At 34.9% G+C, this 24,034-nt stretch carries 30 protein-coding genes and 1 pseudogene; 8 read left to right on the forward strand and 23 right to left on the reverse strand.

The window, feature by feature from the left end; genetic code table 11:
- Nucleotides 1–311 precede the first annotated feature (311 nt).
- Both BSO02S_RS19840 and BSO02S_RS27265 read right to left on the reverse strand, forming a co-directional pair.
- A complete protein-coding gene (locus tag BSO02S_RS19840) occupies nucleotides 312–761 on the reverse strand; it encodes a hypothetical protein (protein ID WP_066071609.1) in 450 nt (149 codons plus the stop codon).
- Between the two features lie 628 nt (nucleotides 762–1,389).
- On the reverse strand, nucleotides 1,390–1,557 hold the full coding sequence (locus BSO02S_RS27265; RefSeq protein ID WP_157081486.1) for a hypothetical protein: 168 nt from the start codon (nucleotides 1,555–1,557) through the stop codon (nucleotides 1,390–1,392).
- A 231-nt stretch (nucleotides 1,558–1,788) separates the two neighbouring features.
- Here BSO02S_RS27265 and BSO02S_RS19850 point away from each other — a divergent pair, with 231 nt between their 5' ends.
- The gene (locus BSO02S_RS19850; RefSeq protein ID WP_066071615.1) at nucleotides 1,789–2,517 is read left to right on the forward strand and encodes a DUF981 family protein; all 729 of its coding nucleotides are present in this window, start codon (nucleotides 1,789–1,791) and stop codon (nucleotides 2,515–2,517) included.
- Nucleotides 2,518–2,761: 244 nt separating this feature from the next.
- On the opposite strand, the gene BSO02S_RS19855 is transcribed toward BSO02S_RS19850, so the two are convergent.
- The 3 genes from BSO02S_RS19855 to BSO02S_RS19865 all read right to left on the reverse strand — a co-directional run bounded on the left by BSO02S_RS19855 (nucleotide 2,762) and on the right by BSO02S_RS19865 (nucleotide 5,227).
- Nucleotides 2,762–3,937: a GNAT family N-acetyltransferase gene (locus BSO02S_RS19855; RefSeq protein WP_066071618.1), complete on the reverse strand. Its 1,176-nt coding sequence runs from the start codon at nucleotides 3,935–3,937 to the stop codon at nucleotides 2,762–2,764.
- Between the two features lie 69 nt (nucleotides 3,938–4,006).
- Complete coding sequence (locus BSO02S_RS19860) at nucleotides 4,007–4,534, reverse strand: YfiT family bacillithiol transferase (protein WP_066071621.1); 528 nt, start codon at nucleotides 4,532–4,534, stop codon at nucleotides 4,007–4,009.
- 135 nt (nucleotides 4,535–4,669) lie between these two features.
- The gene (locus tag BSO02S_RS19865; protein WP_066071622.1) at nucleotides 4,670–5,227 is read right to left on the reverse strand and encodes a cysteine hydrolase family protein; all 558 of its coding nucleotides are present in this window, start codon (nucleotides 5,225–5,227) and stop codon (nucleotides 4,670–4,672) included.
- Nucleotides 5,228–5,423: 196 nt separating this feature from the next.
- Between BSO02S_RS19865 and BSO02S_RS28090 the strand changes: the two are divergent.
- Nucleotides 5,424–5,646: pseudogene (locus BSO02S_RS28090) on the forward strand (hypothetical protein); the annotation flags it as partial.
- A 102-nt stretch (nucleotides 5,647–5,748) separates the two neighbouring features.
- Here the strand turns inward: BSO02S_RS28090 and BSO02S_RS27270 are convergent.
- Nucleotides 5,749–5,898 carry a hypothetical protein gene (locus BSO02S_RS27270; RefSeq protein WP_157081487.1) on the reverse strand — a complete coding sequence of 50 codons (150 nt, stop codon included), beginning with the start codon at nucleotides 5,896–5,898 and terminating at the stop codon, nucleotides 5,749–5,751.
- A gap of 70 nt (nucleotides 5,899–5,968) precedes the next feature.
- Nucleotides 5,969–7,162, reverse strand: a complete 1,194-nt coding sequence (norA, locus tag BSO02S_RS19870) for a multidrug efflux MFS transporter NorA (RefSeq protein WP_066071625.1) — start codon at nucleotides 7,160–7,162, stop codon at nucleotides 5,969–5,971.
- A gap of 99 nt (nucleotides 7,163–7,261) precedes the next feature.
- Between norA and BSO02S_RS19875 the strand changes: the two genes are divergently transcribed.
- Complete coding sequence (locus BSO02S_RS19875; protein WP_066071628.1) at nucleotides 7,262–8,086, forward strand: MerR family transcriptional regulator; 825 nt, start codon at nucleotides 7,262–7,264, stop codon at nucleotides 8,084–8,086.
- Nucleotides 8,087–8,126: 40 nt separating this feature from the next.
- On the opposite strand, the gene BSO02S_RS19880 is transcribed toward BSO02S_RS19875, so the two are convergent.
- The 4 genes from BSO02S_RS19880 to BSO02S_RS19895 form a co-directional block, all read right to left on the reverse strand.
- A complete protein-coding gene (locus BSO02S_RS19880; RefSeq protein WP_066071631.1) occupies nucleotides 8,127–8,453 on the reverse strand; it encodes a hypothetical protein in 327 nt (108 codons plus the stop codon).
- A gap of 396 nt (nucleotides 8,454–8,849) precedes the next feature.
- Nucleotides 8,850–9,299 (reverse strand): hypothetical protein, encoded by a 450-nt coding sequence (locus BSO02S_RS19885; RefSeq protein WP_066071634.1) that lies wholly within the window; start codon nucleotides 9,297–9,299, stop codon nucleotides 8,850–8,852.
- A 62-nt stretch (nucleotides 9,300–9,361) separates the two neighbouring features.
- Nucleotides 9,362–9,976, reverse strand: coding sequence for a hypothetical protein (locus BSO02S_RS19890; protein WP_066071637.1), 615 nt, complete (start codon nucleotides 9,974–9,976; stop codon nucleotides 9,362–9,364).
- Between the two features lie 42 nt (nucleotides 9,977–10,018).
- Nucleotides 10,019–10,486 carry a hypothetical protein gene (locus BSO02S_RS19895; protein ID WP_066071640.1) on the reverse strand — a complete coding sequence of 156 codons (468 nt, stop codon included), beginning with the start codon at nucleotides 10,484–10,486 and terminating at the stop codon, nucleotides 10,019–10,021.
- Nucleotides 10,487–10,708: 222 nt separating this feature from the next.
- Between BSO02S_RS19895 and BSO02S_RS19900 the strand changes: the two genes are divergently transcribed.
- Entirely contained in the window at nucleotides 10,709–11,110 is a 402-nt protein-coding gene (locus tag BSO02S_RS19900) for a (deoxy)nucleoside triphosphate pyrophosphohydrolase (RefSeq protein ID WP_066071782.1), read from the forward strand.
- Between the two features lie 19 nt (nucleotides 11,111–11,129).
- Here the strand turns inward: BSO02S_RS19900 and BSO02S_RS19905 are convergent, their stop codons facing one another.
- The 9 genes from BSO02S_RS19905 to tmk all read right to left on the reverse strand — a co-directional run bounded on the left by BSO02S_RS19905 (nucleotide 11,130) and on the right by tmk (nucleotide 19,711).
- Nucleotides 11,130–13,943: a DEAD/DEAH box helicase gene (locus BSO02S_RS19905; protein ID WP_066071643.1), complete on the reverse strand. Its 2,814-nt coding sequence runs from the start codon at nucleotides 13,941–13,943 to the stop codon at nucleotides 11,130–11,132.
- 461 nt (nucleotides 13,944–14,404) lie between these two features.
- The gene (locus tag BSO02S_RS19910) at nucleotides 14,405–15,373 is read right to left on the reverse strand and encodes a thymidylate synthase (protein WP_066071645.1); all 969 of its coding nucleotides are present in this window, start codon (nucleotides 15,371–15,373) and stop codon (nucleotides 14,405–14,407) included.
- A gap of 23 nt (nucleotides 15,374–15,396) precedes the next feature.
- Nucleotides 15,397–16,080, reverse strand: a complete 684-nt coding sequence (locus BSO02S_RS19915) for a 4'-phosphopantetheinyl transferase family protein (RefSeq protein ID WP_066071648.1) — start codon at nucleotides 16,078–16,080, stop codon at nucleotides 15,397–15,399.
- On the reverse strand, nucleotides 16,070–16,831 hold the full coding sequence (locus BSO02S_RS19920) for a thymidylate synthase family protein (protein WP_066071650.1): 762 nt from the start codon (nucleotides 16,829–16,831) through the stop codon (nucleotides 16,070–16,072). Before BSO02S_RS19920 ends, BSO02S_RS19915 begins: the two co-directional genes overlap by 11 nt.
- 2 nt (nucleotides 16,832–16,833) lie before the next feature.
- Nucleotides 16,834–17,508, reverse strand: a complete 675-nt coding sequence (locus BSO02S_RS19925) for a C1 family peptidase (protein ID WP_066071653.1) — start codon at nucleotides 17,506–17,508, stop codon at nucleotides 16,834–16,836.
- A gap of 16 nt (nucleotides 17,509–17,524) precedes the next feature.
- The gene (locus BSO02S_RS19930) at nucleotides 17,525–18,490 is read right to left on the reverse strand and encodes an ImmA/IrrE family metallo-endopeptidase (RefSeq protein WP_066071657.1); all 966 of its coding nucleotides are present in this window, start codon (nucleotides 18,488–18,490) and stop codon (nucleotides 17,525–17,527) included.
- Nucleotides 18,491–18,501: 11 nt separating this feature from the next.
- On the reverse strand, nucleotides 18,502–18,807 hold the full coding sequence (locus tag BSO02S_RS19935; RefSeq protein ID WP_066071660.1) for a helix-turn-helix domain-containing protein: 306 nt from the start codon (nucleotides 18,805–18,807) through the stop codon (nucleotides 18,502–18,504).
- Between the two features lie 2 nt (nucleotides 18,808–18,809).
- Nucleotides 18,810–19,061 (reverse strand): acyl carrier protein, encoded by a 252-nt coding sequence (locus BSO02S_RS19940; RefSeq protein WP_066071663.1) that lies wholly within the window; start codon nucleotides 19,059–19,061, stop codon nucleotides 18,810–18,812.
- A 5-nt stretch (nucleotides 19,062–19,066) separates the two neighbouring features.
- A complete protein-coding gene (gene tmk, locus BSO02S_RS19945) occupies nucleotides 19,067–19,711 on the reverse strand; it encodes a dTMP kinase (RefSeq protein WP_066071666.1) in 645 nt (214 codons plus the stop codon).
- A gap of 158 nt (nucleotides 19,712–19,869) precedes the next feature.
- Here tmk and BSO02S_RS19950 point away from each other — a divergent pair, with 158 nt between their 5' ends.
- Nucleotides 19,870–20,187, forward strand: a complete 318-nt coding sequence (locus tag BSO02S_RS19950) for a hypothetical protein (protein WP_066071669.1) — start codon at nucleotides 19,870–19,872, stop codon at nucleotides 20,185–20,187.
- Nucleotides 20,188–20,234: 47 nt separating this feature from the next.
- Here BSO02S_RS19950 and BSO02S_RS19955 read toward each other — a convergent pair whose 3' ends face one another.
- The gene (locus tag BSO02S_RS19955; RefSeq protein ID WP_066071672.1) at nucleotides 20,235–20,747 is read right to left on the reverse strand and encodes a DUF1643 domain-containing protein; all 513 of its coding nucleotides are present in this window, start codon (nucleotides 20,745–20,747) and stop codon (nucleotides 20,235–20,237) included.
- 338 nt (nucleotides 20,748–21,085) lie between these two features.
- Nucleotides 21,086–21,283: a DnaB-like helicase C-terminal domain-containing protein gene (locus tag BSO02S_RS19960; protein ID WP_066071674.1), complete on the reverse strand. Its 198-nt coding sequence runs from the start codon at nucleotides 21,281–21,283 to the stop codon at nucleotides 21,086–21,088.
- 95 nt (nucleotides 21,284–21,378) lie between these two features.
- Between BSO02S_RS19960 and BSO02S_RS19965 the strand changes: the two genes are divergently transcribed.
- From BSO02S_RS19965 to tnpC, 3 genes are all read left to right on the forward strand, one after another.
- Entirely contained in the window at nucleotides 21,379–21,573 is a 195-nt protein-coding gene (locus BSO02S_RS19965) for a hypothetical protein (protein WP_066071677.1), read from the forward strand.
- The gene (gene tnpB / locus BSO02S_RS19970) at nucleotides 21,570–21,923 is read left to right on the forward strand and encodes an IS66 family insertion sequence element accessory protein TnpB (protein WP_066071680.1); all 354 of its coding nucleotides are present in this window, start codon (nucleotides 21,570–21,572) and stop codon (nucleotides 21,921–21,923) included. The genes BSO02S_RS19965 and tnpB overlap by 4 nt, the downstream gene beginning before the upstream one ends.
- Nucleotides 21,924–22,023: 100 nt before the next feature.
- Nucleotides 22,024–23,616 (forward strand): IS66 family transposase, encoded by a 1,593-nt coding sequence (gene tnpC, locus BSO02S_RS19975; protein WP_066071683.1) that lies wholly within the window; start codon nucleotides 22,024–22,026, stop codon nucleotides 23,614–23,616.
- A gap of 106 nt (nucleotides 23,617–23,722) precedes the next feature.
- Here the strand turns inward: tnpC and BSO02S_RS19980 are convergent, their stop codons facing one another.
- A complete protein-coding gene (locus BSO02S_RS19980; RefSeq protein ID WP_066071686.1) occupies nucleotides 23,723–23,983 on the reverse strand; it encodes a hypothetical protein in 261 nt (86 codons plus the stop codon).
- Between the last annotated feature and the right edge of the window lie 51 nt (nucleotides 23,984–24,034).

A 24,034-nucleotide genomic window follows, 5' to 3' on the forward strand; every position in this document is an offset into this window, starting at 1 on the left:
TCAAACAAATAAATAATTTACATTTTATTTACAATTAGTTTATCAGAGATTAACAAACAGTCTTTATACTGAAACTATAAAAAGTCATGCTAATGGAGGTCCATGATGATCGAATTCATGATTCGACTGGTTATTCTCATTCCCATTTGCACAATTCTTTGACCTAATCACTAACGAAAGCCTTTTCTAAAAATTCCATCACGATTTGGATACCTATTTTTAACAAAATGCGGGATTTCAGGTTTATTCTCAATCGTCTCTTCAACTACATTTGGATATATTTGTACCAGCTGATATCCCCTCTTTTCATACTACAAAGCAATTTCCCAAAATTCACGATCTGTTAGCACAAGATCATAGGGTGTTTTAATATCCGACCATTGAATGCTTCGTTTTTTCGTAATCGGCAGCGATTCTTCACCGTTCCAACTAGTAAAATACTCAACAATCCCACTAGCCTGAAGGGCATTGCCAATATATGAATGGAGCAGCCCCAAACATTTTTCATCGATTGTATTTCCTTTTAAACCATCTTTTAAGGATAGAAAATTGTAACAGCAAGCTACTTGGTAGTTAAAAATAAAATGCGGACTATAGGAAAATCTCGATTTGGATTCACAATCATAATTATTTTCAAAGGATAAATGGGCAAAATCCAATTCAGTTTCAAATACATTGGGCTGTTCAGGAGACACTGGGTTTAAGCCATAGGAACCTTCTGGCAGGTTTAGGGGTGAGGCTAGATAAATGTATTGGGTCAAAAGAATATTCACCTCTTTTTCCTTAGATTAGGTCTATGATTATTTATTTCATCCCTTCAACTTTCTTTTTCGTTGAGAATACTTATTAATACTCAAATTCCTATATCTATTTTCGAATACCTAATCTTAATGATAATGTATTAGTATTATTTTCCCAATAAAAGTTTATAAGTTTTCTGATACTAAAAATCATTTCAAATTTACCTAGTAAGAAAGCCGCAAAAAAAGTTATCAATAATAAAGAAATAAATTGGGAGGCAATCATGAAAAAACTCGTCAAATTCGCGGCAGCTATAATTGAAAACACAAAGAGGTGCCTTACCCCCAGCGTATTAAAGCATCGGGAGTCAGGCACCTCTTTTCTGACAACTTGCCTAACTTTTTAGATTCGCTAATAAAACCTTGAAATTCGCTGATTAACTAGGAGTATTCGCTGATAAAAAGCACAAAACAAGAGTTTTTGGAAAAGGCTGGCCGATGAGACCACCTTTCATGACCCGAGTGAGCTGTTTTTTGCCTATTCAGGCCATGAAACCCACTCTTCATGACTCATGTAAAAAGTACCTAGTCATGCCCCAGATAACGTCGAACGATTCGACAAAATGTGGGTGATGACAGGCACTTATTTTTATTTCAGCTCCATTTTTCTGCGCTTGTTTGGCCTGAATAACCCTTCATCTAAATCTCCAATGGAATAATTTATATCAAGTTCAGGAAATTTCGGGATACATTCTTGAATAATAGGAATCATCGATTCATATGAAGTTACAATATGTATTTTAATGTTCAGGTACATACCTGCCTTCTACCATTGATAAGTTCTCAGAAAGTAAAATTAATCTTCTCCTTTTATTTATTTCTCCATGATTGAACAATGTGGGCATACAGCACTTAAATTTGGTAAATGATATTTAAAAAGTTGTAATTTCAGATCTATATTTTATTGACAAATTTGTGACAAAGGAATAGAATTACTTCGGAATTACAATATCTCAAATTTGAGATATTTAGAAAGGGAGTTTTTATTATGGTAATCGATTGGTCAGTATCAGCAGTCTATAACACAATAATGTCGGTTTCGACGGGAATTGGGTTATTATTAATTCTTCGATTTGGTTCCCATTTAGCTAAAGAAAAAGTTGGACAATTAGAAGGTTGGGCAATAGGATTTGGGATACCCGGGTTTATTTTAACGATAACAGGAACTCATATGATCCTTACTTGGCCATTATCAAAGATTGGATTTCCATTTGACGATATTATTTTTGGTGAGCCATCCCTCGCATTTGGTATTATGCTCATAGCAATATCCATCCTATTATGGAGAAAATCTAATCTATATATAAGACAAGGAATTAATATGAACGATTCGAAAATAGTTTCCAGTACTTTAAATAAAGAATTGCCATACTTGATAAAACCATTATCTTATTTTGCCGCAGCAATGGGATTAGCACTCATTTCAATTGCATTTGCAGGCATTAAATATCAATTATTTGCAGCACCGCCACAAGAACCAATATCAGGGGCATTTGCTGATTATCCAATGCTAGAGGCTACTTTTATTTCTGGATTATACGCGATTACAGGGATAGGAGCAGTATTATTACCTTTTTCCTTAAACAAAAACGCTAATCCGAATTATGCTAAAGTTATCAAATTCCTTTGGACAATTGCAGGAATCATCTTTGTTGTATTTGGAGTGATGAATTACTTTACACATATCGGATTAATCGTTAATACAATGGCTAAATAGTTTTGAATGAAAAACAATGCCTGCCGCTCCCCGAATAGTGTCGATCAAAACGACAATATACGGGAAAATTGGGTACCTGAAGCGCCAGTGTATTAAGCTTTACTGCATCGGGGGCCAAGCTCACACGACCAATACGGTTTCTGCACCATACCCCTGTTACCTTGGAAAAAGGAGTGTGCTCGGGCAATAAAGTAGACCTTGCTGCACAGTAGCAAGGTCTTTTTTGAGGATTTCTTGAAAAATATCAAAAGAAGTCAAAAAAGGATGATTTAAACGCTGGAACCATTTTTTCAAAAAGTTCAATCTCTGTCTTGGAACCTTTCATATATCCCATATCATAAAGCTCCATTGGTCTTTTGTAACCGAATAGAATCGTTGAGAGAGAATTGATGTTTAATTGGATTCCTTTTTTCGGAGGGTGAACACATTGAGCTCCGGTTTTTTCTTTATATACTTTGATTTCCCCCTTTCCGAGCAAATAGCTCCCATTATTCCAGGGTGCATGTACATCTTCAAGATGCAGGAATAGGGACTCACTGCCCTGAATGAACGGAAATCTCCGCAAACACTCTTCTGCATTTACGACCCTCGCCATAAAATAAGGATATAACTCTGTTTTCACCTTTGGCTGCGGCATTAAATATGGTAAAGGATCATGAATGGAGAGGTTAATTGTCACAGTCTCCACCATGGAATCATGCTGGCAAATGAAATTCCAAAGTCCAATTCTTCCTTCGTGGTCAAGAGCAACGAGCTCCTCCACCTTCATTTTTCTTTCCTTTACCTCGTAGAGAATATAGCCCTTAGCCTCCTGATTGGAATTATAATAAACAGCTAGCTTCGAATTTTCGCCATATACATTTTGTTTCCACCAATTTGTATCGCGTTTGAGCATTCCTGTATATTGAGTGCAAAATTGGTCGTAAATCTTTTCGATTTCTTCATTATGAGTCTCTTTTGTATATCTTCTGATAAATCCTGGCTGCATTTCGAGGAACTTTAGGTCGATTTTTTCAATCGTTACCTTTTTTTGTTCACTTAATATTTCCCAGCCATATTTCCGATAGAAAGAGATATCAAAAGGGTGTAACAAAGATACAATCTGCCCATTATTCTGCATGTGTTTTAACGACTCAATCATGAGTGTTTTTACATAACCATTTCGTCGATATTCCGGGTAGGTAGCGACTCCCGCGATCCCTCCCATTTCCCATTCAGCATCCTTCATGAAAACTTTTAGCGGAATCAAGTGCAGTTTGGCCGCCAGCATGTTGTCATCCCAAATTCCTAAAATCTTGTGGTTTTTCAAGAATTCTTTTCTAGCTGGTTTGTCAGCTTCAGGAACCTTATATTGAAACGCATACTCTGACAGTTTGATTGCTTCTAAGTATTCATTTTCCGTCACTTCTCTAACTAACATTGATCCCCATCCCCTTCTTTTCACCATCTAGATCTCTAGACTAGACAAGAGCATTAACATAGCCTTTGATTATGAAAAGTCCCCAGCACGTTTTAACGCCTGATGAATATGTGCTAAATGATGATTACCATGCCAAGCATAAATACCAATGTTTTTTTCAAGTGAGACAGCACCTGACTCAGGATGAATGAAAGTTCTCTTTAATTGTTCATCAGTTAATGTTTCCAGTAAACAGGTCCAACGTTTATGAAGTGATTCAAGCAGCGTTAAGGAAACCATAATCGGCATTGTTGAATCGACCAGCTCTGCCCATTTGTCTTCTTGATAAGGCTTAATCGTCGGTTGATCTTCAGTTAAGGCTAATTTAAATCGAATATAAGAATTCATATGACTATCGACAAGATGATGAACAAGCTGACGAATAGTCCAACTATTTTCACGATATGTATAGGACAATACCTTGTCATCTAAGTTTTCAACAGATTCTTTTAGTTTTTGTGGGAATGTTTTTAATTCCTCGATCCAACCTTGTACATTTTCTTTTGAAACCACTTTAGGACATTGAAACTGCCCTATTGGGTAACGCTCATCCTCCATCCGTACATCATTTCCTTTCTATCGAATGCTTAATTTGCATGTTTAAGATGCAAAAATACTGTTTGCATTGAGCCATATCACGTAGGGTTTTCGCTGAGTTTCCAGCCAAAACACTCTCAGTTTGTATGCCTAAAATTATCGGTATTGATTGTGATCAGGTTTAAACAACTCTTCATTTGAATTTCTAACTAGTGAAAAATTATCCACATTATAATGACCGTGAAGGGTTTTATTATGATGTAGAATGATTTGCTCTGCAGATAAGATTTCTGAATCCGAAGTAGAATGGCCATCTCCAACCAATGTTACATCATAGTGATTAATGGTTGCTGTTCTAACTGCCGTATCAATACAATGTTCCGTCTTGCATCCCATAATAACAAGATGTTCTACTGTTTGATCCTGTAAATATTCTTTTAACGGTGTTCCATAAAATGAATTTGTAGCAGCTTTATCAAATATGACAGCAGTGGAGGGCACATTAATATCTTTATGTATCTGAAATCCTGGCCCCTCCCCATTCGAAACATCTAAATCTCTTATAAAAACAATCTGCACTCTCTCATTTATCGCTTTTTCAATTACAGTATTAATATTTTGTATCAGTTTCTCTTTCTTAAATACTCCTTGCTCTTCACTATTACCTTCGACTAAATCCTGTTGAACATCAATAATCAGTAAAGCCTGTTTCATTTTATCTCCCCTTAGCTAAATCTGTAAGTAAGTTGCCACTTTTAAGTACAAACAATATAAATAATATTCGTGACTCGATTTACAAATACCTTCTTACATGACTATTGATTTTGATAGGCCCCCCCCATTTGAACATCTTTAAGAAAAATAATAGCCCTCAAGATGGTTCGAAAACCATTCTTGAGGGCATCCAGTTGGCAAGCTAATAATTATTGATTTTGATAAAAACGATAAAATAAATCATCCGAAAGTTCATAACGGTTTTTCACATGAAGAACTGAAAAAAAAGATTAACCAAGGTTGGATTTACATCAATCGAAATTACGACATTCTATCATGGTAATCGTATTTTTATGAATCAAGATGCCTCAATGTTTATATCAGTAGTATTAAGTGATTTTTTGTTTTTTGTTTCTTAGTTCACACAATCTCTAAAAAAGAACCATTCATATCAAGGTTGGGGGGGCCATTCTTGTGAAATGTCATTGGTCTAGCTTATATCCTGTTGATGTGTCTGGTTCTTAGTACATTAAAAGATTATATGCTGCATACGTTTTAAAGAAGAATTCTAGAAATTCATCCGTTTCCGTAAACCCAAACTTCTTATACACTGGTCTACCCATTTTTGAAACCCCAAGCCATATTTCCCCATAGGCTTCATTAATTCTCAAAATTTTACCCTTGATTCTAATTTAACTAAACTCAGTTAATACTATTTTTCGATTCCTTCTCAATATTTGATTAATTAGCTACGCTTGCCTTCACTTTTTTGGAAGAATTACTTGCTTGCTTCTGCCAGAACAATGTAAGTACGATTCCCAGAACTAGGATCACAGTCGCAAAATAATAAGGATAGTTAATATCCATATCAAATAAGATTCCTCCCAAAATGGGTCCACTTATGTTCGCTAAACTTGTAAACATTGAGTTCATTCCACCAACGAAACCTTGTTCATTCCCGGCAACAGTTGAAAGGTAGGAAGTAACCGCTGGTCGGAATAAATCGAATCCAACAAAAACAAGAAATGTAACCAATAAAATTGTTAAATAAGTATGAACAACCGTCATGAAAAAGACAAGTACGGCAGATAACAGTAAGCAATATCGAATCAGTTTAATTTCACCCCACATTCGTGTAAGCCGATCAAATAGGATGACTTGCGAAACAGCGCCAAAAATCGCACCACCTGTGATCACAATAGCTATATCGGAAGGAGCAAATTGAAATTTATGATCCACAAATAGACTAAAGAACGATTCAAAAGCCGCTAACCCAAATGAGGCAATAAAAATTAAGATAAACGCAAGGAAGTATCTCGAGGCAAAAATGCGTTTGAAGCCACTCTTCCCATCTGAGACTTGTTCATGATGATCTTCATTCCGATTCGGCTCAGATAATAAAAGAAGCGAAAGGATTCCCGCAAGTGTACCAAGCGCTCCTGCAAAATAGAAGGGTACCCGTGTACCAAATTCGGCTAAGAATCCGCCAATACCCGGTCCAATAATAAATCCTGTACTAATGGCAGCTGACATATACCCAAGTGCTTTCGGCCGAGTATCCAAATTTGTGATATCCGCAATAAAAGCGGTAACCGCCGGCATAATGAATGCCGCACTAATTCCACCTAAAATACGCGAAATAAATAGGATCTCGATTTCTTTGCCAATCCCAAATAAAAATTCTGAAAGACCGAAAATAAATAAGCCAATGACAATCATAATTTTCCTGCCGAATGTATCTGCTGCTTTCCCTGCAAAGGGTGAAACAATCAATTGAGCAATGGCAAATGCTGCTGTTAAATACCCAATCGTCATTCCGGTAAGGCCTAATTCATTCATTAATGTAGGTAAGACAGGAATGACCAGACCAATTCCCAAAAAGGCTATAAATAAATTCATTAAAACTAATCCTAACGAGACTTTATGTGTTTTCATCTTTTACATCCCCTTAAAAAAACCAACTACCTTATGTTGTTTACTATTTCTATCCTAGTGTATATAGTAACTATATACTCAAGCATGGAGCTGTAAAAAATGAAAAAAAAAAAGGGAAAATATTTAACGACCGGGGAATTCGCGAAGCTTTGCAAAGTAAACAAACAGACACTCTTTTATTACGATCAGATTGGGCTTTTGTCTCCGGTTGTAAAAAATGAAAAAGGTTACCGTTATTATTCAATTCGCCAGATAGAGCTATTCTTTGTGATTGATTTATTAAAGGAGCTTGGTATGTCGCTAAATGATATTCACCACTATACGCAACATAAATCCCCTGAAGGTTTTTTGTCTTTAATGTATCAAAAAAAAGAAGAGATCGTGAAAAAACGGCAGGAGATTGAAATGAAGGAAAAAATGATTGAGGCAAAAATAGCCTTAATGGAAGAAGCGTCACATCTAGATTTTCATCAAGTTACGCTTGAGCAATTACCCGAAGTAACACTTTATTTAAGTAGAAATATTGAAAATTTATCCGATGAAGAATATGTAGAGGCCTTTTCAGATTTTATTAATGAATTGAACGTATCCCAGCTGGATACAGGATATCCAATCGGTATTATCAGAAAACGCAAGCAAGTAATAAAGGGAGAATTCACTAATTATAGCTATTTATATATCGAGCAGCCACATCCAAAGGAAGGATATCCATATTTTAAAAGCGTTAAGGGTGATTTTCTCATTGGCTATCATATTGGGGAAGAGAAAACCATCCATAAAACATATAAGCGTCTTTTTTCCGAGTTAGACCGCTTTAATTTAGCCTTAGGGGAATATGTTTTTGAAGAATATATTTATGATACCGTTGTGATGAATCGTAATGAACAATACGTCACCAAAATTATGATGCAAGTGATCAAATAGTAACATATTCTTTTCATCATTTTTGTATAGTACAGAGACATTATTTAAAAAGAGACTGCATTTCTTTTGGAATTAACCTTATATCTTGTACTTTAATGCTAGAAGCATCTTCTTTATGAGTAAGATGAATAATTGCCATTGTACCATTTCCAAAATCAAGAACTTCAAAGTTTTTGAAATCCGTTATTCCACTATACCCGTCTTTAATTTGAATAAATTTTTCTTTTGATAATGGATTTACTCCTTTAAGATAAAGTTGTGTTAAAGCTTCGAAATTATCATCCATAAAAGAGTTTTTTACCTCAATACCCGTTGTTAATGGTGTCTCTTTGATTTCTTTTCTTAATTCGAATATTTCATATCCCATAAAAAAATGATTACTACTAAAATAGCAAAGATTCCATAGGTAACTAATGTTTGTTTCTTCATAAATTCTCCCCTTTTTAGACGATAAAAAATCAAACAACTAAATGATTTACATTTTATTTACAATTAGTTTATCAGAGATTAACAGACTGCCTTTTTACTGAAACTATACAAAGTCATGCTAATGGAGGTCCATGATGATCGAATTCATGATTCGACTGGTTATTCTCATTCCTATTTGCACAATTCTTTGACCGGATCACTAATGAAAGCTTTTTCCTAAACAATTTTCGTCACGAATTGGAAATCGATGCGGGATTTCAGTTTTATTCTCAATCGCCTCCTCAACTACATTTGGATATATTTGTACCAGCTGATTTCCCTTTCTTCAAAAATACTACAAAGTAATTTCCCAAAATTCACGATCTGTTAGCACAAGATCATAGAGTGTCTTAATATTCGCCCACGGTATGCTTCGTTTACTCGTAATAGGCAGCGCTTCTTCACCGTTCCAACTAGTATAATATTCTACAATCCCACTAGCTTGAAGGGCATTGCCAATATATGAATGGAGCAGCCCCAAACATTTTTCATCGGTTGCATTTCCTTTCAAACCTTCTTTTAAAAACAGAAAATTATTACTGCAAGCCACTTGATAGTGATAATTAAAATGCGGACTAAAGGAAAATCTCGAGTTGGATTCACGATTATAATTATTTTCAAAGGATAAATGGGCAAAATCCAATTCAGTTTCAAATATATTGGGCTGTTCAGGAGACACTGGGTTTAAGCCATAGGTGCCCTCCGGCAGGTTTACAGGTGATGCTAGATAAATATATTGGGTCAAGAGTATTTTCCTCCTATATGATAAGCAAACAATGTCAGACAATTGTTGTTCTCTAGTCGGTTCTATTTTACCTCTTCAATTTCGCTAACCTCGTTAACAAACAATGCAGTAAATCCTGTTCTCTCTTTTGCAAGCCGAGGTAGTCTTTCCCATAGATTTCGATATTGTTGCAAATCTGGCAGAGCAATACTATATTTGGCATTCGGGTCGCTCATTCTTTGTAATGTCTCCCCTAGTATGGCAAGAAAGTAATTCAGTCGCATCGCATTTCTTGAGCCACACCCTTTTACTTCGATTATCCATCTTTCATTAACCCTAAAAGCATCAATATCAATCCCTGGAGTCTTTGCCCACGCAACCTGAGTCTCCCAGCCTTTAGATATCAGGTCCTTATTAATGATGTCCTTTATCTCATCTTCAGATAATCCGTCTGTATGTTTTTCTATGATGTGATTTTCATGAACATTATTAATCTTGGAGTCACTTAAATAATTCCCAATCTTTCCATCCGACCTTTTAACTCGTTGAATCAATCCACGTGATTCCATATCTCTACATGCTATATTCACATTTTGCTGAGGCTTTCCATGACCCATTATCTTGTCAGTAATTTCTCTATCTGTAAAACCATCATCAACTTTTAATAACTCAATTATTTTGTCCTTTAATGTAAGCAATTTTTACTCTCCCCCTATATAATAGGTCATAGTTAAGAACTTCTATTTATTCTCTATTTCCTTTAACCACTTAAGAAACTTTGGTTTGTTTCTTTCATACCAATCATTACATATTAAATATCTTTCCTGGTTGATGGTTATATCTTTAGCCCAGTAACGGTCGTATCCATTTATTTTTCTCTGATCCGAAAGCGGTGAATCCCAAACAACCTTTTTCAAAAAGGGATAATTTATATCGAATGTCGATTTACAATATTTCACATCCAGTAATAGTTCGGTTCTATCGATTGTCATTAATTGTTCTCTAACAATTTTCTCCATGGTTGTTCGGACTAGAATTCCCACTTTAATCAGATCATGTGTATCCTCCACCTTCGAAGCTTCCTGACTTTCTTGTTCATAATCTCTTATCCATTTTTTCATAAATTTAATTTTCTTTTCTGTTGAAAGTCCGCTTACATCTTGTTCCAATATGTACAATACATTTGCCCTGAATGCTCTTTTATCCATAGATGTTCACTCATTCCTTCATCTTCAATTAATGAAATCGGTTTTCCCCTTTGTTTTAAGCTCCTCCATACTAATAGTTATATTGATCTAATCTTATAATAGAATATTTGGATTATTTCTCCAATAGGGAACTGATAATCTGATTGCTTAGATCATTTTGGTAAAGTAGAAATCTACTCAAAACATGTTATCATTAGAAGGAGAATAATTTTGGAGGCAATCATGAAAAAACTCGTCAATGTAGTCGCAGCGATCATCGAAAATGAACAAAATGAAATTTTATGTGCCCTAAGATCTCCTGAAATGTCGATTCCAAATATGTGGGAGTTTCCAGGAGGGAAAGTGGAAGCCAACGAGGATATCTTCTCAGCGTTAAAAAGAGAAATTGCTGAAGAATTAGCTTGTAAAATAGAAACCTCAGATGAAGTATTTAACGATAATACCCATGAATACGAAACCTTTATCATTAACTTAATCTCAATTAAATGTCGAGTTGTCGAAGGAACTCCTTCAAAAAGTGAACATTCTAAGTTAATTTGGTTAAAACGGGAAAATTTAGATTCTCTTAAATGGGCACCGGCCGATGTTCCAGCAGTTGAACAATTAATCCAAGAAAAAGTGTAGTCTTCTCGAAATGAGACGACTACACTTTTTCTGTAAACTCCGTATATAAACTTGCCGGTACCTCATTCTCCAATTCCATTCGGACCGTAATCGGCTTGTCCCCTTCAAATTCAACAGAATTTCCTTTACCAATATAAATATAAGGCTCCGTCTTTCCATCCATTTCTTTATACTTGCGAATAAACAAATGAAGATGAACCCCACGCTGCTGATTAAAAATGATGTTTTTCCCTCGTTCAGATTGTTGTGTCGTATTATTAACCGATTGCCATTGGAATTCATGTGGATTAATAAATTTATCTTTATAGTTGATACTTTCCTTTACGTCTTCCTCTTTATGCAAATCAATAAAGAGAAAATATTCATTGCCATTCGCCAGTAATCCCGATCCCCTAAAGGAACTATGGATTTTCCGATAGTTCGACAATAACGCAGCGTCGATCATTTGATATTGCTCATACAATTTGAAATGTGGGACACCGTAGTATTCTCTTTTAAAATCCTTCTCGTATCGAAAAATACCATAAGTGATAATGTCTTCAATAAACTTCCGATATTCCTCATTTTCTAATAGCTTTGTAAAGATATCAGTCTTAGTCAGAATACCATTGCTATATCGCACTAATTTAGGTTTATTCTTCAGCTGCCCACTATCATAGTAGTTTTGATTCAGACACTCAAATGCATGTAAAATGCTATCATCATCGACATGATCAATCATTTTTAGTATTTGCTGCTTAGCCATTTCTAGATTAATCTCTTCATGCTCTAGCAAATAACGCAGGATAACAAACTCATAAATCCGTTTAAGCGGCAGCTTGCTTGATAATTCCTTCATCGCTGCCTCAAAGGCTTCATTTAGTAAAAGTTCCTTTAAATACTCATCTTTCTCAACCTTGGCCACAAAGGATAAGTATGTTTTCTCGCGATTAATAAACTTAACGGGATCTGGAGCACCATCATATTTCAGGTAATCCAATAACAAATAGGGAATCCGCCCCTGATTCAGCTTTTTAAATTCACCATACTCTTCCTTCAGATACTTCATAGAATTGAAGTTTTCCTTATCAATTTGCTCCAAGATTCTATCCTGTGAGATCTTATCCATTTGGATATGGGTACAACCAGGAATATTAGCGAATCCAGTTGCCACCGCTACCTTTAAGCTTTCTTTGTCATAGTAGCGACTTCCATTTAACGCTAATGCAATGAGGAACGTTTTCTGATGGTTTCCAATAAAATCAAGCACCGTCAAGAAGCTTTTATCCGCATGCTTCCGCAAGCCTCTCCCGAGTTGTTGAATAAAAATAATCGGTGAGTTGGTTGGTCGCAACATTAATACGGTATTAATAGAAGGAATGTCCACCCCTTCATTAAAGATATCTACGGTGAAAATGAATTCTAACTCGTCCTGGTCATCTTCTAACCTTTGAATATATTGCTCCCGGATATCCGGTGAATCAGCCCCATATAAACAAACGCTCTTATATCCTCTTTTATTAAATTCACTTGCCATATATTGGGCATGTTCGATACTGACGCAAAAACCAAGGCCTTTTCTTTTCTCACCATCATGACCGTAGAAATCCATTTTTTCAATAATAAAATCAACACGCTCATTGACCTTTAACCGTTTAGTAATTTCAGTGATATCATCAATATCCACATCACTTAAATCAACACCATCAATGTCAGTGATTCCAAAATAATGGAAAGGGATCACGAGCTCGTCCTCTAAGGCTTCGTGTAAGCGAACCTCTAGGGCCACATTATTATCGAACAGATCGAACACATTATATCCGTCACTTCGTTCAGGGGTCGCCGTCATCCCTAGCGTAAATTGTGGATCGAAATAGTCTAAAACCGATTGGTAGGTCGTACTTGTGGCATGGTGAGCCTCATCGATGATTAGATAATCAAATTCATCTCTTTCAAATTCATGAAAACACTTTGAGATGGTTTGGATTGTGGCAAATACATAATCCACATGCTTCTGCTTATGGTTCCCTGTCAACAATCCAAACGTAAACCCCTCATTGGGTAACAGCATCTCGAAGGTATCCTTCGCTTTTTTGAGAATCTCTTCGCGATGGACTATGAACAGGAGTCGCCTTGGCTTTAAATTTTTCACATCAAAGGCCGACATATAGGTCTTACCTGTCCCAGTAGCGGCAATAACCAATGCCTTTTTCTCACCAAAGCTTCTCAGCCTATCTAGATTCTCGGTTGCTCGTTTCTGCATCCTATTTTGGACAATATATTGCATATTTTCATATATTAATTGATGAGTTTTTTGCGTATTCTTTAGACTCTTCAGGAACTCTTCATATCTACTAATAAAAGCCTGATCGGCTTCTGCGCTCATGTCCCAGAGCCCATCGTATTCCTTTAAAACATCCTGAATAAAGCGGCCATGTTCTTTGGTAATAATTTCGACGTTCCATTCAATATTACTTTTCAGAGCACTTTGGGTAATATTGGACGAGCCGATAATGACCTTATAGCTATCCTGATACTCAAATATGTATGCCTTCGTATGAAAGCCAATTTCTTTATCGGTAACGAACACCTTCAGGTCGACATTTTGAAACTCTTTGATTTTCTCCAATGCCTTGGCATCGGTAAAATTGAGATAGGTTGACGTGATGATTTTCCCTTTAATGCCCTTTTGCTCCGCTTCCTTTAAAGGATCAAGCAGAAGCTGCAAGCCGCTGAAGTTGATAAAAGCAACACTAAAATAAAACCGCACACACTCGTTCATCGATTTTACTAGTTCTCGTAATAAGTTCCCTTTGTCGGAGTTGACGATTAGTTTCTTTTCTACTGCTTCCATTGGTTTTCCCCTAACTATAGTTGTCTATCTCTGTATTGTTATTTATTGGATATGTAAAATTGTACTATAGTTTGTGGGAAATAAAAAGATCCTCTATTTAAGCAAATAGAGGCAATATTTTTTAGAGAATATGTTGTAAAATGATTAACTACATACATATGAGACTGATATATGTGATAACGAAATGAGATTAGTAATATTCCGCATAACACACATATACTCAATAGAGTTGGGAATTTATATCTTACAGTTGTTTATGAATTATAAAAACATCCTTATCTTACATGCATTTCAGTAAAAGTCCTATGTTCGAAACGTACAATTTCAAAAATAGACTTTACTATGTTCTTTTTGTTCTCTTTTCCATAACTTCTTCAGCTTAATTTATTTTGGTTCTGTAAGAAAAGTAAGATAAAATAGATTTACATTTTATTCAGAACTTCATAAGTCGCGGACCAAAATTATTCATTTAACAGATTCAAATCATTATGGTGGAAATCTTTCTTTTCTTTGAACCAGAGATACGCACTATAACCAAGAAGATTTTCAGGTAAGGTTTTAATTGCAGAATTTGAATCAATTAAACCATACTTATATTGTCTATATGTTTCAAATAGTCTATGATAAGGTTCAGATATATCATTATATATATGATCAATTATTTTATCATGCTCTAAATTAATAAAAGTCGAGATATCGAAATTTTCTTTATTTTTAAATAAATTATCAATCAATACTGGATTGTTTTTTTCTAGTATTGAATTTACTTTTTCAAAGTGTCTTGAATATAAATGTAGTGAATCAGTAAAATGCCTCTGATGACCAATTTTACAATTTATTTGATTGGCAATATAGCATTGTAATAGATAGAAAACTAGGACATTATAAGGAACTCCTAAATAGATATCATTCGACCTATTTATAACAGTCATATCTAAATGATCATTTCGTATCTTTAACATTATGGATACATTACAAGGAATATCTTTTGAATCATATCCCAAATCCTTACGTCTCCACATGGTTAGAACTACTCTTCGCGTAGTTTTATCATTCTTCAGGACTTTTATGGCTTTTCTTATTTGGTCTTCCCCGTCAAGCTTCTTAAGTCTATAGCCATAAGCACCATAAAGAGTTTTTCCATCATCTGAGAAAACATTATAATTTTTTATAAAGTAATTTAAAGGTTCTAACTTATTAGACCCACTAATTAACCATGAGTACTCTGTAAGAGCAAAAAAGGGATTATACCCTCTACCATCTAATAAAGGAATCCTAAATATATCTTTATTAGTAATCTCAAAGTATGCTGGGCCAAAATCTCTTACCTCTCCATTTCTAGAATTCGTAGTAGATATATTACTTCTTAAAGATTCTTTTAATAAATTGTAATAAACTTCAGTAAAATTATTACCTAATACAGTTAACAAGGAGATCTCCCCTATACAAACTTTTATATTGTAACCGCTATACTTAACACAAAATCTAGATGCTTATCCCAATAACCTATCCCCTTTTTACCCTTAAAGGAGAATGAAAACAATCCTTTTTCGAACAAAACAGTCTGAATTCGTATATCAAATACTGTTTCAATGAAGTAACCAGCAGAAGATAAACACTTATAACATGCTTCCTTACAACTCCAAGCAATAGTGAACAGTGTATGTAAATCTTCATTCCTATTTTCTCTTATCCACAATTCTTTCTCGGGTTTACATAAAAAATAATTAGGAAATTTATAATGCCTAACTCTAACCTTTTCTATGTCGCAGCCAATGGTATCGAATTCTGAACTACTACAGGAAAAACCAATACCTTTACAATGTGCTATTGAAAATTTAATTTTTTTATCAAGATTAGGACAAAACGGCGCACCATTCTGCCTATTCTTGATATTTATGTTGGTAATGTCCTCGGACTTTAGACCTATACACTGGATTATGGAATATTTTGCTGTAACTCTTCCAACAACCCAGTTCTCTCCATTTCTCAAAAATTTTTTTTTGTTTTCCCATAACTCTAACTCTTCTTTATGTAAGTTATGAAGATCATTCACACTAAAACCCTTAAAGAATGCGTATATTTTTTTATTAAGGAGAAAAGAATTACTTTTATTCGTTAGGACATTAAGAGTCAAAATTTAGTTCCACCTGCTCTTGATTGCTACATATCTCAACCATTTTAAGATAATTTGATTTAGGTTTTATTTGACCTAAATCTGCGTGAGTAGCAATACATGTTAGTTTCCCTACCTCATAGCCTGATTCTTTTGCAATAAAATCTAATAATCTACCTAATCCAAGAAAATTTCCGTAGGCCTTTTGAACAAAGTATTGGTTTCTATATATAGCAGTTAAATCTAAGAACCCTTTTCTTATCTTCACACTAATAAAACTCATACATGGAAACCCCATTTGATTATTAAGGTCTAGTACTGGGTCATATATAGACATTTCATACATTACCCTTATACCTCTTCCATTTTGTTTCTCTCTTCTTAATTTAAAGATAGTATGTTCAACTTGATTAAAACACTTTTCTGTTCCATAGCTCCATTGAACTAATCTGCCGAAATAAGTCCCTTTATTATTTTCTTGTACTTTTCTTAATATTGGATATACCTTAATGAATCTATCGTATAAATTAAACCTATTATCACTTTTAGACCATATACCATAGGGGAAAATTGTATTCGCAACAGTTTCAATAGATTGATCATTCATATTTGATAAAATTTTATTAAACTGCCTTCTAATTTCAATATCATCTTGTGTTGGATTTTCAATCTCAACTACAAGATTATATTCTTCTCTACCATTCTGTAGTAAGTGGTTAGTTGCTTGTATCCACGCATCAGAAACATTTTTACCCTTTATAACATCATTCATAATTATGCCCCCCTAGGAATAATCCAGGCTCCCATATTATATTTAATGAAATAATCATAGGATATATAAGCGTATCCACTATCTCCCCAGTCTGAACCCCAACTATTTCTGATAATAAAACACTTTTTTCCGTCATCGCGTTCCCCGTAACCAACAATGACTATTGCATGATAACCCTCAACTGATTCAATTGCAGGTACATCAATGAAATTATTATCAGCAGTTAACCAAAAAGTAGGGTGTACTACAACACCCGCAATAACCGATCTCTCTTTCTTTAGTTGGCTTTCAATATGTGTAATAATTTGATTAATAGTATTATATGAAGCTATTTTTCTACTTTTAGCATCTTTAAGTATCACAGGTGGGATATCTTTAAACTTTAACGGTAAAACTGAACTTTCATTATAGGGTAATAATGTATTTGTTGTGTGCCCCCAACGAACTATAGACTCTAAAGCAGTTGGTATACTTACACCACTATCATCATATGCTCCTTGAAGAGACTTAGCACAACTAAATAAGAACTCCTCAGACAATCGTTCATTTAGATTTCTATGATGCTCATGACTAGAGGTAACAGCAAAAGCAGTACATGTACCTCTTCTACCTTGATCTCTTACCTCTGGAAAATTTAATCTTAAATCCACTGAAAAACTGTATTTATGACTCATCATTCATAATAAACCCCCTTTAAGCAATCAATTGTTCTAAGCGAATACCGTGTCTTTTCTTTTGAACTAAAACATTCAAATTGTATGTATTAATGGAACTGGATAAAGGTAACCAAGGTCGATTATGGTAAAAATTCAGTTTGATTCCTTGAATTTCCTGGATCCTCAAGGTAATATTTCTATAGCCTGTTGCCCCAAACTTACTAGTATCTTCTTGAATCGGTTCCCAAAAAGTATTTACTTTTTCAACCTCAGGATGAAGTATCCACTTATATCCGGTTGTAGGGTTCTCTTCCAATAATATTCTTACTTCGTCTCCAACATTAGGATAGATAGTACTGTTTTTATCCTCCTCAGTTAGATACCAAATGTTATTCCAACTTGAAGAGAGATTTCCTGTGCCATACATTCTCTTTATTTCAATTGGTTCTATATCTAATTCTCGGTATTTCTTTGAATTAATCATATTCAGCGTGAATAATCTATTTACTGTAGCTTGGTAACTTGTCCCCATACGTAAAGAAAGGTTATAAACTGCTTTAGGATTAAGTGATTCTTGGTCCTTTAAACCGATCTTTGCAAGGGTAGTTAATATGAGTTTTCTAGGCATTAATAGACAGGAAGCAAATTCTTCTGCAATTCTCTCTTTATCTTCCCTTTTATAATTTTCATAAAATAGCTCTGAGGATGTATCAAAGCTAGTTGAATCTCCCCTTATAAAATGACAAAATTCATGTGCGGCTGTATACCTTTGCCGTGTCAAAGGTAGTTGCTCGTTTATAAGGATACCCGGCTTACTTCCTTCTGTTTCAGGCAAATAAGCACCAGCTAAATTTTCCATTTTTTGAAAATTCAGAACTATACTATATTTTTCAATTAACTCAAAAATGTTTATAGGTTCTGTATAAGATACTTTACATTTTGCAAAAACTCTAGACGCTTCTACAATAGCAATTTTAACTATTTCCTGTCTTGACAAACTCATTGTTACACCCCTTATTTCATGTTTGAAAGTATGTTAGAAAACCTCATGACATGTTCACGATCAATGTCTGATAAATCCGAGGTTGCTCTTGCCAAAACCTCAACATCAGATTTAAAACTATAATCGTTATTTAAAAAATAATTAACGGAGTGTTTATATAACTTGGAAAACTTCTCCAAATCTTCAATCTTGGGTTCTTCCTGTCCATTTTCAATTTTCATCATGTATTCCAAGGGAAGATTCAATAATTCCGAAACTGATTCTACAGTTAAACCAATATAATCACGAGCATTTGCTAATCTATTATTAATACTCATTTTTATTTCCCCTCCAAGAGTTCACCAACTAATGTACAAAAATCTCTAAAAGAAGATTTAACGCGTTTATGTACTTCTTTTACTGGTATATTAATGCCCATATCCTCTTCTAACATACCAATTATTTCAAGAAAAAAGATTGATTCAACTTCTGTATCTCCATAAACTTCAACTTCATTTAATAATCTTTCAGAACTATCTCCGCAGATATCTTCTAAATAGTTTGCAATCTTCTCAACTATATCTTCTTGCATTTATATCATCCTTTATATTCTACTTTCATTAGGAAGGTATCAATAATCTCTACGATATCCTTATGTAAAGGCTCAACTTCTTTTTTTCCATCAACAATCTTGATCCTTCCCGGGTCATTTCTTGCAGCGAATAAAAAACCTGTACGAACTCTCTTTTGAAATTCGATTTCTTCCAAATCAAATTTATCCAAATTTTTGTTATCCCTTTGGGCGATTCTTTCTTGAGCAATTTCTGGCGCTAAATCTACTAAAATAGTTAAATCTGGTTTTTTATTATCAGTAGCAAGATTTGTTAGAGTATTAATCATATCGACATTCAGACCTCTTCCAAATCCTTGATAGGCTATTGACCCATCGATACCTCTATCACTAATGGTAATTATACCTACCCTTATATTAGGCTCGACAATCTTCTTAAAAGTTTCATGTCTATCTGCTTCAAATAGAAATAACTCTGATAAACGTTCCGGAGAAACCTCTAGATTGTTAACCAGTATATTCCTTAACGAACCGCCCAATATAGTTCCACCAGGTTCCTTTGTAGATACCACATTTAATAAATGTTTCTTTAGGTATCCATACAAAAGACCTACTTGAGTTGATTTTCCAGATCCACCAATTCCTTCAAAGGTAATCCAAAGTCCCTTCATTCCCATCTCTCCATAAATCAATATAGCTTAATTATACAGTTTTAAAGTATTCAAAAATACCTAAAACCTATAAAAATTGTTTATTTTTAACAACTCTTGAAAGTAAGTCTTAAGGATTATATGATAATTGTAGTAAAACTAAAAACTAGGAGATATAAATGAAGATAATTACGTTATGTGGTTCAACAAAATTTAAAAATGAGTTTGAATTAGTAAATGAAAAATTAACTCTATTAGGCCATATTGTTCTTAGTGTTGGAGTATTTGTCCATTCTAAACAAATTAATATTGATTCTAAACATAAAGTCATGCTTGACCAATTACATAAAAAAAAGATTGATTTATCATTTGAAATATTTGTTATTGATGTAAACAACTATATCGGTAGTAGCACAAAAAAAGAGATAAATTATGCGATAGTTAATAAGAAAAAAGTTAATTTTTATTCCGACACTAATAACCCATATTTTAACTAATAAAAAAAGCTAAATCGTCAAGAAAATATCACCTTGACGGTTTAGCCCTATTTAAAAAATGGTTCAGGTACCTTATTAGATTTAACATAAAGTGGATGTCTAGGGTATCCTTCCCGTGTAAGCTCTAAAGCATACAGAGGAGTGTTAATTTCTTTAATCAATTCTAGAACTTCTTTATCCCTGTCCAATAAGCTTCCTTTGGTTCCCCAAGCTAGTATTACTTTATCAGACCTACTTAATGCTTTGCTTATGTATTCGTTATTTTTTTCTCCAATAGGATCACAAACTGAAAGTAATAATTTCGGATCAGTTGACCTATATGCAAAAAGGTTAACAACTTCCAAAGAACCGTACCCCCAACCCATGGCAAATTTAATACATCTACGAAGTGTAGGGTCATCCTCTCTATCATCAGCTGTACTAGGGTTTAACATAACGAAAGTAATCCTTGGGAGCTTTTCATTCCATATTCTCCATAAAGAGTACCGGTATTCTTCATTTTTATCAATTATTGCACCACTAAAACTTTTATTTAATTCATCATAGAATGTTAACTGCATTTTAATCACCCAATTTTTATTTTATATAATTATTAAGTATAAGTTATTAATTAAGATTTTTGTAACTTTTAAATTAATTTCAAGTATTTGAAGTTAATTACAAACGTTTTGTCGATTAATCATGGGTAACCTTTTGGAGCTGTCATTTCCACCAACTAATTCAATTTATATAAATAAATTTAAACCTGAGATCATTGATAAATATGTATTTCCAAGATGGACATATCCCTCCCTCGAAATTGTTTGTCATAGAAGGTGAACCTATCATTGTTTCTGGTCGGGACTCCCCCCCAAAAACACTATGAAAACAGTATCTGTGGACTTCGCTATTCTTTCCCCTATGGTAAATCCCTCACCACAAGAATTCTTTTTTCACAATCGTACTCCCTGCGAATCTTGCGGAGCTTTGACCAGATATAAGGGACGTCCATCCCTGCCCGGTCAAAAATATGTAAATTCGCCTTTGATAACGTTGCGATACTGTCCGTGAAATGCTGCCAATCGTCCTCTTGAAACTCCTTTTTCGGGTTCTTCATTTTGAGACTCTGTAAGCCCCCATTCAAACAACGCATATAAACGAACAGCGCCTCTTGGTACGATACATATATCAAATAAAGGAGGTGCTTTTCTTATGCCACAACAGAAATTAACGATCGTCCCCGTTACACTTCACGCCGAAAATACAGACCGCGTTACATCTATTTCTCCAACAACTCTTGCCAATAGCACTTGCACGATTAAAACGGCAAACGCTGAAATATCCTTCTTCAATGGCATAGATGAGTACATCATCCAAACCGTCATGAGGGAGTTGAAAAATTTATGAAACACGATTATACAAGTGTGAAAAACATTTACATCATTTGCGGTAAGACAGATATGAGAAAAGGGATTGATGGGCTAGCAACACTGATTCAAGATTCTTTTAAATTGGATCCATATGGCGATTCCATTTTCTTATTTTCTGGGTGGAGTAAAGACCGATATAAATGTTTATATTTTGATGGCGATGGATTCGCTATGCTCTATAAACGTCTGGATAATGGCAAACTTCAATGGCCTAAAGATGAAAATGAAGTACGTAATCTTTCACAACAGGCGCTTCGCTGGCTCCTTGAAGGGTTATCCAATCAGCAGCCAAAAGCAATTCAAACATCACTAAAGGGAGTGTTCTAAATCTATTAAAACGTTGATTTGTAGCCACTTTTACCTTCATTTTTCACGTTCAAAATGGTATAATATAATTAACTTATACGAACGAAAAGTGGTGAAATAAATGGTTAATGTTTCTTCAAACAACGAGAATCAATACGAGAAATTAATTAAACTTTTCGAAGAACAATTGGCTACCGCCAATCAACAAAACAAAAATCTCTCGGAGAAGCTAGATAAAGCTATTAAACAGAACGAAGCATTAACCGAGCGACTTCACCAATTAACAAAACTTCTATTTGGATCTAAAACGGAAAAATCTAAATATAACGAACCGGACGGACAAGTGTCATTATTTGAAGATGACCCGTCTTTTAACGAATCTGAGCACACAGAAGAACAAAGCCAACAGACAATTTCTTATACTGTTGTACGGAAGATTCAAAGGAAAAAACAAAATGATTCATTGCGTAATGACGTGGAGGTTGAAACGATTCACCATCACCCAGAAAGCACAATCTGTGATTGTTGCCAACATCAAATGGTTGAAATGGGTGGTACAATTGTCCGTGAAGAGGCCAAGTTTATTCCTGCAAAGATGATGAAAGTGCAGCACATTGCACTTGCTTATGAATGTAAAAGCTGCAAAGGAGATTCATCTCAGCCAGCGCAAATTAAAAGTGGAAAAGCACCACAACCAGCTATTCAACGCAGTATCGCTAGTCCTAGCGTACTCGCCAAAGTCATCTATGATAAATTCATACAATACTTACCACTTTGCCGTCAGGTAAATGAATGGGCGCGTTATGGGCTGGATACGAATGATAAGAACCTTTCCAATTGGGTTATTCTTGTAGCAAACGATTGGCTATTTCCTATTTACGAACGAATGAAAGCGTTAATGATGGATAAATCCATTTTGCATGTCGATGAAACATATGCGCAAATTATCAACCGATCTGATGGGAAATCTGGTCAATCCAATGCCTATAATTGGGTGTATCGAAGTGTGCCAAGCCAAGGGCCACCAATTACACTCTTTCAAAGCTCATTATCACGGGCTCGATCGGTCCTTGAAAATTTCACGGAAGGCTATTCTGGAACGATTGTTTGTGATGGTTATTCTGCCTATGGTAAGTTGGAAGGCATTACTTTCGCAAATTGTTGGGCGCATGTTCGTCGATATTGGCTGAAAGCGGACAGCAAAAATGGACGAATCGGTGTGAACTACTGTGATGAGTTGTATCGACTAGAAAGGAAATTCAAACATTTGTCTCCGAGCAAGCGTAGAAAAAAACGCCAGAAATACTCGAAGCCAATCGTGGAAGAATTCCTTAACTGGATTGAAACATCACCATTCTTCGGAAAAAATGCTCTCTCAAAAGCAGCAGAATACACATTGAACCGAGCGAATGGACTCAAAGAGTTCTTGAATGATGGCCGCATTGAGATTGATAATAATCCAGCCGAAAACGCAATTCGTCCCAATGTCATTGGTCGGAAAAATTGGCTTTTTTCGGTAAGTGAAGCTGGCGCAAAAGCAAACGCCATATGTTTGAGTATTGCGGAAACCGCCAAAAGTAACCGGGTGAATTTTTACGAATACATAAAGAAACTATTGACGGTTCTACCAAATCTCGACATCTATCAAAACCCTGAAATTTTAGACCAATTCATGCCCTGGTCAAAAATGATTCAGGCAGAATGTAGTAAATAAATGAAAAAAGCCGTATATCCGATTTAAAAAATCTCGATTTACGGCTAATTGTGATGTGTACCGGAAAGGTGCGCATTATTTTTATTATTCGGGCTTACAGTGGTCATTATTCTTTTTTTAGTAACCATACAGTATACCGGTAGTCGGGGTCGAAATAGCCTGGAAATCCTTTATTTAGTAGGGATTTCTCAAGGGGATGTCCATGTTCTGACTCAAACTTTCCCCTATCCCAGTGAAAGAAACGATCATATCTTTCTCCTGTATAAATATCGTCTGCCCAACGTATCCCGAAATCACCTGGATTCTTGATTCCATTGATCAATAACAACCCGCAAACAAAACACTCTTTACATTCAAAAACTTCCATGGAAGTGCACCTGTATGTGCAAATGTATTTCCTTCATCACTTTTATATGCT

Origin of the sequence: Neobacillus soli NBRC 102451, from assembly GCF_001591665.1 — a bacterium.
GTDB classification, from domain to species: domain Bacteria; phylum Bacillota; class Bacilli; order Bacillales; family Cytobacillaceae; genus Neobacillus; species Neobacillus soli.